Annotated in this window: 8 protein-coding genes; 1 reads left to right on the plus strand and 7 read right to left on the minus strand. The window is 70.5% G+C overall.

Annotated features, from left to right (window positions below; all coding sequences use genetic code 11):
• From RBXJA2T_RS11005 to RBXJA2T_RS11035, 7 genes are all read right to left on the minus strand, one after another.
• A partial coding sequence (locus tag RBXJA2T_RS11005; protein WP_009857446.1) for an ATP-binding cassette domain-containing protein occupies positions 1–1,629 on the minus strand: 1,629 nt, incomplete at its 3' end.
• A gap of 193 nt (positions 1,630–1,822) precedes the next feature.
• Positions 1,823–2,770, minus strand: a complete 948-nt coding sequence (gene gshB, locus RBXJA2T_RS11010) for a glutathione synthase (RefSeq protein ID WP_009857447.1) — start codon at positions 2,768–2,770, stop codon at positions 1,823–1,825.
• 8 nt (positions 2,771–2,778) lie between these two features.
• Positions 2,779–3,957, minus strand: coding sequence for a benzoate/H(+) symporter BenE family transporter (locus RBXJA2T_RS11015; RefSeq protein WP_009857448.1), 1,179 nt, complete (start codon positions 3,955–3,957; stop codon positions 2,779–2,781).
• A 12-nt stretch (positions 3,958–3,969) separates the two neighbouring features.
• The gene (locus tag RBXJA2T_RS11020; RefSeq protein WP_009857449.1) at positions 3,970–5,856 is read right to left on the minus strand and encodes a potassium transporter Kup; all 1,887 of its coding nucleotides are present in this window, start codon (positions 5,854–5,856) and stop codon (positions 3,970–3,972) included.
• Positions 5,857–5,946: 90 nt separating this feature from the next.
• Positions 5,947–7,242: a glutamate--cysteine ligase gene (gshA, locus tag RBXJA2T_RS11025; RefSeq protein ID WP_009857450.1), complete on the minus strand. Its 1,296-nt coding sequence runs from the start codon at positions 7,240–7,242 to the stop codon at positions 5,947–5,949.
• Positions 7,243–7,388: 146 nt separating this feature from the next.
• Positions 7,389–8,897: an ammonium transporter gene (locus RBXJA2T_RS11030; RefSeq protein WP_009857451.1), complete on the minus strand. Its 1,509-nt coding sequence runs from the start codon at positions 8,895–8,897 to the stop codon at positions 7,389–7,391.
• A 38-nt stretch (positions 8,898–8,935) separates the two neighbouring features.
• On the minus strand, positions 8,936–9,274 hold the full coding sequence (locus RBXJA2T_RS11035; RefSeq protein ID WP_009857452.1) for a P-II family nitrogen regulator: 339 nt from the start codon (positions 9,272–9,274) through the stop codon (positions 8,936–8,938).
• Positions 9,275–9,676: 402 nt separating this feature from the next.
• Here RBXJA2T_RS11035 and RBXJA2T_RS11040 point away from each other — a divergent pair.
• Positions 9,677–9,882, plus strand: a 206-nt coding sequence (locus RBXJA2T_RS11040) for a magnesium chelatase domain-containing protein (protein WP_009857453.1), incomplete at its 3' end; no start/stop codon positions are given.

Raw genomic sequence — 9,882 nt, forward strand, 5'->3', positions numbered from 1 at the left:
GGCTTCGGCGGCAGCGCGCGAGCGTGCGCGCTGGATCTTCCAGTCCTCGTAGCCGCCTTCGTACTCGCGCCACAGCCCCGGGCGCCCGCCCCAGGCCGGGTCGCCTTCCCAGGCGATCGTGCTGGTGACGACGTCGTCGAGGAAGCGCCGGTCGTGGCTGACGAGGAAGACGGTGCCGGCGTAGCCCTGCAGCAGTTCCTCCAGCAGGTCCAGCGTGTCGATGTCCAGGTCGTTGGTCGGCTCGTCGAGCACCAGCACGTTGGCCGGCAGCGCGAACAGCCGCGCCAGCAGCAGGCGGTTGCGCTCGCCGCCGGACAGCGTGCGCACCGGCGAGTTGGCACGTTCCGGCGAGAACAGGAAGTCGCCGAGGTAGCTCTTGACGTGCTTGCGCGTGCCGCCGAACTCGACCCACTCGCTGCCCGGGCTGATCGTGTCGGCCAGCGTCGCGTCCAGGTCCAGCCCGGCGCGCATCTGGTCGAAGTACGCGACCTGCAGGTTGGTGCCGCGGCGCACGCTGCCCGAGGTCGGCTCCAGCTGGCCGAGGATCAGCTTCAGCAGCGTCGTCTTGCCGACGCCGTTGGGGCCGATCAGGCCCACCTTGTCGCCGCGCAGGATGGTGGCGGTGAAACGTTCGATCAGCGTGCGCTCGCCGTAGCGCATCGTCACGTCCTGCAGCTCGGCGACGATCTTGCCCGGCGGCAGGCCGGCGTCGAGCTCCAGCCGCACCTGGCCCAGCACCTCGCGGCGCGCGCGGCGCTGTTCGCGCAGCTTCACCAGGCGCGCGACGCGGCCGACGCTGCGTGTGCGTCGCGCCTCGACGCCCTTGCGGATCCAGACCTCCTCCTGCGCCAGCAGCTTGTCGGCGCGGGCGTTGGCCAGCGCCTCGGCTTCGAGTTCACGCTGCTTGGCGGCCTCGAAGGCGGCGAAGTTGCCCGGGTAGCTGCGCAGCTGGCCGCGGTCGAGCTCGACGATGCGCGTGGCCACCGCGTCGATGAAGGCGCGGTCGTGCGAGACGAAGACGATCGCGCCGCGCGCCCCGGCGGCCGAGCCGCGCCAGCCGGTCAGCAGGTCCTGCAGCCACTCGATGGCGTCGATGTCGAGGTGGTTGGTCGGCTCGTCGAGCAGCAGCACGTCGGGCGCGGCGACCAGCGCGCGCGCCAGCGCGACGCGTTTCTTCATGCCGCCGGACAGCGCGTCGACGCGGGCCTCGGGCGCCAGCTGCAGGCGCTGCAGCGCCTCGTCGACGCGCTGCTCCCAGGTCCAGCCGTCCAGCGCCTCGATGCGCGATTGCAGCGCGTCCAGGTCATCCCCTGCCGCATGGGCCTCGAAGCGCGCACGCAACTCGCGCGCTTCGGCCACGCCTTCGGCGACGGCGTCGAAGACCGTGCTGCCGGCCTCGAACACCGGCTCCTGGGCGACGTAGACGCGGCGCACGCCGGTCTGCAGCTGCAGCGTGCCGTCGTCGGCCTTCTCCAGGCCGGCGAGGATCTTCAGCAGCGAGGACTTGCCGGCGCCGTTGCGCCCGATCAGCGCCAGGCGTTCGCCGGCTTCGAGGGCAAGGGCCGCGCCGTCGAGCAGCGGCACGTGGCCGTACGCGAGGTGGGCGTCGGCGAGGGTGATCAGGGCCATGGCGGGATTGTCGCCGCTCGAGTCCGGGGTCAGGTCTCGAGAGACCTGACCCCGTCGGCCGCTCGGAAGTCCGGGGTCAGGTCTCGCAGAAGTCTGGGGTCAGGTCTAGAAGTCCGGGGTCAGGTCTTGCGAGACCTGACCCCGCCGGCCGCTCAGCTAGACCCCGCCGGCCGCTAGACCCCGCCGGCCAGACTCACCCCGCCAGCGCCGCCTCCAGCGCGTCGACGAACATCGCCGCGACGTCGAAGCCGGTCTGCTGCTGGATCTCCTGGAAGCAGGTCGGGCTGGTGACGTTGATCTCGGTGATGCGCTCGCCGATGACGTCCAGGCCGACGAGCAGCAGCCCGCGTGCCGCCAGCACCGGGCCCAGCGCCTCGGCGATCTCGCGGTCGCGCGGCGCCAGCGGCTGGGCCACGCCCTTGCCGCCGGCAGCCAGGTTGCCGCGGATCTCGCTGCCCTGCGGAATGCGCGCCAGCACGTGCGGCACCGGCTTGCCGCCGATGATCAGCACGCGTTTGTCGCCGTGCACGATCTCGGGCAGGTAGCGCTGGACCATCAGCGTGCGCGTGCCGCCGGCGTTCAGCGTCTCGATGATGCTGCCCAGGTTCAGGCCGTCGGCGCCGACGCGGAAGATGCCCATGCCGCCCATGCCATCCAGCGGCTTCAGGATGATGTCGCGGTGTTCGGCGTGGAAGGCGCGCACCGCCGCGGCGTCGCGGGTCACCAGCGTCGGCGGCGTGAACTGCGGGAACTCCATGATCGCCAGCTTCTCGGGGTGATCGCGCAGCGCCGCCGGCTTGTTGAAGACACGCGCACCTTCGCGTTCGGCCTGGCCGAGCAGGTGCGTGGCGTAGAAGTACTCGCTGTCGAACGGCGGGTCCTGGCGCATCAGCACGGCGCCGGTGTCGGCGACGCGCGTCTCGACGGTCTCGACGACGCGGAACCAGTCGTGCGCGTCGCCGGTGAGCTCGATGCGGCGCGTCGTCGCGACGACGCTGCCGCCGCTGTGCCAGCGCAGCGCACGCGCTTCGCAGTGCAGCAGGCCGTGGCCGCGGCGCGCGGCCTCGCGCATCATCGCGAAGGTGCTGTCCTTGGTGGTCTTGAAGCCTTCCAGCGGGTCGGCGACGAAGAGCAGGTCCATGCAGGGTCCTAACGGGTGGGGCGCCAGTGTTGCACGGCCAGCGCCAGCGCGCCGGCGACCACGCCCCAGAAGGCGGCGCCCACGCCCCACAGGCTCAGGCCGCTGGCGGTGACGAGGAAGGTGATCAGCGCCGCCTCGCGGCTCTTCTCGTCCTTCGTCGCGATCGCCAGACCGCTGCCGATCGTGCCCAGCAGCGCGAAGCCGGCCAGTGCCAGCACCAGCTCCTTCGGGAAGGCGGCGATCAGGCCGACGACGGCGCCGCCGAGCAGGCCGACGACCACGTAGAACAGGCCGGCCATCGTCGAGGCCCAGTAGCGCCGCGCCGGGTCCTCGTGGGCTTCGCGGCCCATGCAGATCGCGGCCGTGATCGCGGCGAGGTTCAGCGCGTAGCCGCCGAACGGCGCCAGCAGCAGCGAGGCGATGCCGGTCGTCGCGACCACCGGCGACACCGGCGTGTCGTAGCCGGCGGCGCGCTGCGCGGCGACACCCGGCAGGTTCTGCGAGGCCATCGTGACGATGAAGAGGGGCAGCGCCAGACTGATCGTCGCCGCCAGGCTGAACTCGGGCATCGTGAACACCGGCTCGGCCCAGTGCCAGGCGATGCCGCCCAGGTGCAGCTGGCCGCGCGCCGCGGCGATCACCGCGCCGACGGCGAGCACGCCGGGCACCGCGTAACGCGGCCACCAGCGCCGGCCGGCCAGGTAGGCCAGCAGCATCGCGAAGACCAGCGTGAACTCGTGCTGCATCGCGCCGAAGGCGTCGAAGGCGAACCGCGTCAGCACGCCGGCCAGCAGTGCCGCGGCCAGCGACTGCGGCAGCCGGTTCATCACGCGCGCGAACAACCCGCTGGCGCCGGCGGCCGTGATCAGCAGCGCGCAGAGCACGAAGGCGCCGACCGCCTCGCCCATCGAGAAACCTTGGCCGGCGGTGGCCAGCAGCGCCGCGCCGGGCGTCGACCAGGCCGTCAGCACCGGCTGGCGGTACCAGAGGCTCAGGCCCGCGCTGGTCAGCCCCATGCCCAGGCCCAGCGCCCACATCCACGACACCGTCTGCGCCGGCGTCGCGCCGAAGGCCGCCGCGGCCTGGAAGACGATGACCACCGAACTCGTGAAGCCCACGAGCACGGCGACGAAGCCGGCGACGACGGCGGGCAGGGACAGGTCGCGCAGCGAGATCCGCGCTCGCATCGTCTCAGGCACTCAGATCTCGACCTTGGCGCCGAGCTCCACGATGCGGTTGGCCGGCAGGTTCAGGAAGTCGCCGGCCGCGGCCGCGTTGCGGTGCATGCTGGCGAAGAGCTTCTCGCGCCACATCGCCATGCCGCTGCCCAGGCTGGGGATGATGGCGTCGCGGGACAGGAAGTAGCTGGTCTCCATCTCGTCGAGCGGCACGCCGCGGCCCTGAAGCAGCTTCAGCGCCTCGGGCACGTCGGGGTCGTTCATGAAGCCGAAGTGCAGCCGCACCTGCCAGCAGCGGTGGCCCAGCGGCTCGACCTCCAGCCGCTTGTCGAAGCCGATCCACGGCACCTCGTGGTGCTGCACGGTGACGAAGACGTTGAAGTCGTGCAGCACCTTGTTGTGCTTCAGGTTGTGCATCAGCGCGTTGGGCGTCAGCCCGGCCTCGCCGGACAGGAAGATCGCGGTGCCCGGCACGCGTGTCGGCGGGCTGACGAACACCGCCTCGAGAAAACTCTTCAGGTCGATCGCTTCGTCGCGCAGGCGCTCGGCGACGAGCCGGCGGCCGTCGACCCAGGTGCGCATCAGCGTGAACATCGCGATGCCGATGACCAGCGGGAACCAGCCGCCGGCCAGCAGCTTCAGCACGTTGGAGGCGAAGAAGGTGATGTCGATCGCGAAGAAGAAGCCGGTCGCGCCGAGCGCCAGCCACAACGGGTACTTCCAGCCGTGGCGGATGACGAAGAAGGTCATGATCGTCGTGATCGTCATGTCCAGCGTCACCGTGATGCCGTAGGCCGCGGCCAGCTTGGACGAGCTGCCGAACAGCCCGACGGCGAGCACGATGCAGGCGTACAGCCCCCAGTTCACGAACGGCACGTAGATCTGGCCGGTGTCGCGCACCGAGGTGTGCACCACACGCAGCCGCGGCAGCAGGCCGAGCTGGATCGCCTGCTTGGTCACCGAAAACGCCGCGGTGATCAGCGCCTGCGAGGCGATGACGGTGGCCGCCGTCGCCAGCAGCACCAGCGGCAGCCGCGCCCAGCCGGGGGCGAGCAGGAAGAACGGGTTCTCGACGGCCGTCGGGTCCTCGAGCAGCAGCGCGCCCTGGCCGAAGTAGTTGATCACCAGCGCCGGCGCCACCAGCCCGTACCAGGCGATGCGGATCGGCAGCTTGCCGAAGTGGCCCAGGTCGGCGTAGAGCGCCTCGCCGCCGGTGACCACCAGCACCACCGAGCCCAGCGCGATGAAGGCGATCAGCGGCTGGTCGACGATGAAGTGCAGCGCGTAGGTCGGCAGCATCGCGATCAGCACCCCCGGGTGCTCGGCGATCTGCGGCGCGCCCAGCGCGATCAGTGTCGCGAACCAGACCAGGGTCACCGGCCCGAAGGCGCGGCCGATGCCGCCGGTGCCGAAACGCTGCACCGTGAACAGCCCGGTCAGCACGATCAGCGTGATCGGCACGACCCAGTGCTCGAGCTGCGGTGCGGCCACTTCCAGGCCCTCGACGGCCGACAGCACCGAGACTGCCGGCGTGATGACGCCGTCGCCGTAGAAGATCGCGGTGCCGAACATGCCCAGTGCCAGCAGGCCGCGGCGCAGCCGGGGCTTCTCGGCCACGGCCGTCGTCGCCAGCGCCAGCATCGCGATCAGGCCGCCCTCGCCGCGGTTGTCGGCGCGCAGGATCAGCAGCACGTATTTCAGCGAGACGATGATCGTCATCGTCCAGAAGATCAGCGACAGCACGCCGAGGATGTTCTCGCGCGACATCGGCACGTGGCCGGCGTGGAACACCTCCTTCAGCGCGTACAGCGGGCTGGTGCCGATGTCGCCGTAGACGACGCCCAGCGCGCCGAGCGTGAGCGCGGCGAGGGCGGCAGGCGTGCGGGGGGTGGGCGGGTGCGGGGTCACGAGACGACGGCCGTCGCGGCCGCGCAGTGCGGCGCGATCGTAGCGAAAGCCGGGCCGACGTGCGCGCGCACGCCGGCGGGCCGCGCTCGGTTACTCGTAGATCTCGGCGTCCGGGTCGGTGGCTTCGAGCTCGTAGGCCGCGGCCAGCATCGCCAGGCGGCCGATGACGCCGTACATGTAGAAGCGGTTCGGCGCGCTGGCGCCCGGCTTGGCGCCCGGACGCGGCAGCTGCGTCGACTCGGCGAAGGCCAGCGGCACGACGTCCGAGCCTGGCGCGTTGAGGTTCTCGTCGATGCCGCGTTCGCCGTGCACGCGGTAGAAGCCGCCGACGACGTAGCGGTCGATCATGCAGACCACCGGCTCCGCGGCGGCATCGGCCACGCGCTCGTGCGTCGGCACGCCTTCCTGGATGATGACCTCGCCGATGGGCTGGCCGTCCTTGGCGACGCTCATGCGCTCGCGGGTGAGCCGGCTCAGCTCGTCGAGCTCCTTGGCGTCGCGCACCGTCATCACGCCCATGCCGGCGGTGCCGTTGTCGGCCTTGACGACGACGAAGGGCTTCTCGGTGATGCCGTATTCCTTGTACTTGCGGCGCACCTTGGCCAGCAGCTGGTCGGCGGCGGACTGCACGCATTCCAGGCCGGTGGCCTCGCCGAAGTCGACCTGGCCGCACTGCCCGAACATCGGGTTGATCAGCCAGGGGTCCATGCCCAGCAGCTTGGCGAACTTCTTGGCCACTTCCTCGTAGCTGCGGAAGTGGCGGCTCTTGCGGCGCACCGCCCAGCCGGCGTGCAGCGGCGGCAGCAGGTACTGCTGGTGCAGGTCCTCGAGGATCGCCGGCGTGCCCGCCGACAGGTCGTTGTTCAGCAGGATCGTGCAGGGGTCGAAGTCCTTGAGCCCCAGGCGGCCGCGGGCGCGCACCAGCGGCTCGAGCAGCAGCGTGCCGCCATCGGGCAGCGCCAGCGGCACCGGCGCCTTCAGCTCGTCGTCCAGCGCGCCCAGGCGCACGTTCAGGCCGGCCTGGTTGAAGACCTGGATCAGGCACTGCAGGTTGGCCAGGTACCCGGGGCTGCGCGTCTGGCGCTCGGGGATCAGCAGCAGGTTCTTGGCTTCGGGGCAGATCTTCTCGATCGCCGCCATCGCCGCCTGCACCGCCAGCGGCAGCATCTGCGGCGTCAGGTGGTTGAAGCTGCCGGGGAACAGGTTGGTGTCGACCGGCGCGAGCTTGAAGCCGGCGTTGCGCAGGTCCACCGAGGTGTAGAACGGCGGCGTGTGCTCCATCCACTCGAGCCGGAACCAGCGTTCGATCGCCGGCATCGACTCCAGGACGCGCGCCTCGAGCTCGTTGATCGGGCCGGTGAGAGCGGTGACGAGATTGGGGACCATGGCCAGGCGGGAAGGGTGGGGCGGAAATTCTGGCACGTGGGGCCGGCGGGGCGAAGCACAAGCGGCGTGCCCGGCCGCGCCCGCATCCGTCCGCACCATGAAAAAGGGCCGCCCGAAGGCGGCCCTGGTGTCGCGGAGCAGGCGGCTTACTTGTTGTAGGCCGTCTCGCCGTGCGAGGTGATGTCCAGACCTTCGCGTTCCTCTTCCTCCGGGACGCGCAGGCCGATCGTCAGGTCGACGATCTTGTACGAGACCGCGGCGACGACGGCCGACCAGACGATGGTCACGCCGACCGCCTTGGCCTGGATCAGCACCTGGGTCAGGATGTCGTTGGAGCCGACCGAGGCCGTGACCCAGTCGGTCACCAGGCCCGGGCCGCCGAGCGCCTGGTTGTTGAAGACACCGGTCAGCAGCGCGCCGACGATGCCGCCGACGCCGTGCACGCCGAACACGTCCAGAGAGTCGTCGGCGCCCATCAGCTTCTTCAGGCCGTTGACACCCCACAGGCAGGCGAAGCCGGCGACGAAGCCGATGACCAGGCCGCCGACGATGCCGACGTTGCCCGCGGCCGGCGTGATCGCCACGAGGCCGGCGACGGCACCCGAGGCGGCACCCAGCATCGAGGCCTTGCCCTTCATCAGCGCTTCGCCGATGCACCAGGCCAGCACCGCGGCGGCGGTGGCGGAGAAGGTGTTCAGGAAGGCCAGCGCGGCGCTGTTGCCGGCTTCGAGGGCCGAGCCGGCGTTGAAGCCGAACCAGCCGACCCACAGCAGCGAGGCACCGACCATCGTCAGCGTCAGGTTGTGCGGGGCCATGGCTTCCTTGCCGTAGCCGATGCGCTTGCCGATCATGTAGGCGCCGACCAGGCCGGCGACGGCGGCGTTGATGTGCACCACGGTGCCGCCGGCGAAGTCCAGCGCGCCCCACTGCCACAGCATGCCGGCCTTGGCGTTCATCGCTTCGACGACTTCAGGGCCGGTGTAGGCGTCCGGGCCCATCCAGTACCAGACCATGTGGGCGATCGGCGTGTAGCTGAAGGTGAACCACAGCACCATGAACAGCAGCACGGCGGAGAACTTCACGCGTTCGGCGAACGCGCCGACGATCAGCCCGCAGGTGATGGCCGCGAACGTGGCCTGGAAGGCGACGAACACGATCTCGGGGATCACGACGCCCTTGCTGAAGGTCGCGCCCATCGCGAACGCGCCGGTCGCGGGGTCGAAGACGCCCTTCAGGAACAGCCGGTCGAAGCCGCCGATGAAGGCGTTGCCCTCGGTGAAGGCCAGGCTGTAGCCGTAGACGACCCACAGCACGGTGATCAGCGAGAAGGTGACGAACACCTGCATCAGCACCGACAGCATGTTCTTGCTGCGCACCAGGCCGCCGTAGAACAGCGCCAGGCCGGGGATCGACATCATGATCACCAGCAGCGTGGCGACGAGCATCCAGCTGACGTCACCCTTGTTGGGCACCGGAGCGGCCACCTCGGCGGCGGCTTCGGCGACTGCGGAGGCGGCTTCGGCGGGGGCCGCGGCCACGGCGGAGACGGCGTCGGAGGCGGCAGCGGCGGCCGAGGCGGCATCCTGTGCCAGCGCCACGTCCACCGAGCCGAGGAGCGCGAGCCCCACGGCCAGGATCGAGAGCAGTTTCTTCATGATGGGGTGGTTTCTCTGGTTGGTCTCGGGTCGCGCCTTCAGAGGGCGTCGGAGCCGGTCTCGCCGGTCCGGATGCGAACCACCTGCTCGAGCGAGCTGACGAAGATCTTGCCGTCACCGATCTTGCCGGTGCGGGCAGCGCCTTCGATCGCCTCGATGACGCGGTCGACGATGGCCTCGTCGACGGCGGCCTCGATCTTCACCTTGGGCAGGAAGTCGACGACGTACTCGGCGCCGCGGTAGAGCTCGGTGTGGCCCTTCTGGCGCCCGAAGCCTTTCACCTCGGTCACGGTGATGCCCTGAACGCCGATGCCGCTGAGGGCCTCGCGCACTTCATCGAGCTTGAATGGTTTGACGATCGCGGTCACCATCTTCATGGTCGGTCCTCTGGTTCCTCTAGGGTTGCGTGTGCCCGCCCGCCGACGGCGCGCCGGAGCGCGACGTGCGGACGTGGCCGGCCTTGGCGACGGGGATGTGCTTCGGCACCGGATGCGCGCGGCCCGTTGCCTGCACCGCGGGAGTCGCTGCGGTGTCGGGGCCGGCCGGGATCAGTCTCTTCATGAGGGGCTGCAGTGCGGAGGTGACGAGTGCCGCAGCCGCTACTGCAGCTTCCATGCCAGTCGCTACAAAAGGTGACTGCACCGTCGAGGCGGGGCCGCCACCGCCGGCAGCGTGTGCACGCGCCCGTGCATCCCTCTTTTGGTGCACTCCTTTGGTGCGGTCCCGGCCCCCCGTGCGCGCCCGGCACGGGCCGGACAATCGCCGCCGGGAGGTGGACGATGAGCCTGGCGGTCGTGATGAGCCGCGCGCTCGACGGGCTGGACGCGCCGGCGGTGCACGTCGAGGTGCAGCTCGCCAACGGCCTGCCGAGCTTCACGCTGGTGGGCCTGGCGGACACCGAGGTCAAGGAGTCGCGCGAGCGAGTGCGTGCCGCGCTGCAGTCCAGCGGTTTTTCGTTCCCGCACAACCGCCGCATCACCGTCAA

The sequence above is a fragment of the Rubrivivax benzoatilyticus JA2 = ATCC BAA-35 genome (assembly GCF_000190375.1).
GTDB lineage: Bacteria > Pseudomonadota > Gammaproteobacteria > Burkholderiales > Burkholderiaceae_C > Rubrivivax > Rubrivivax benzoatilyticus.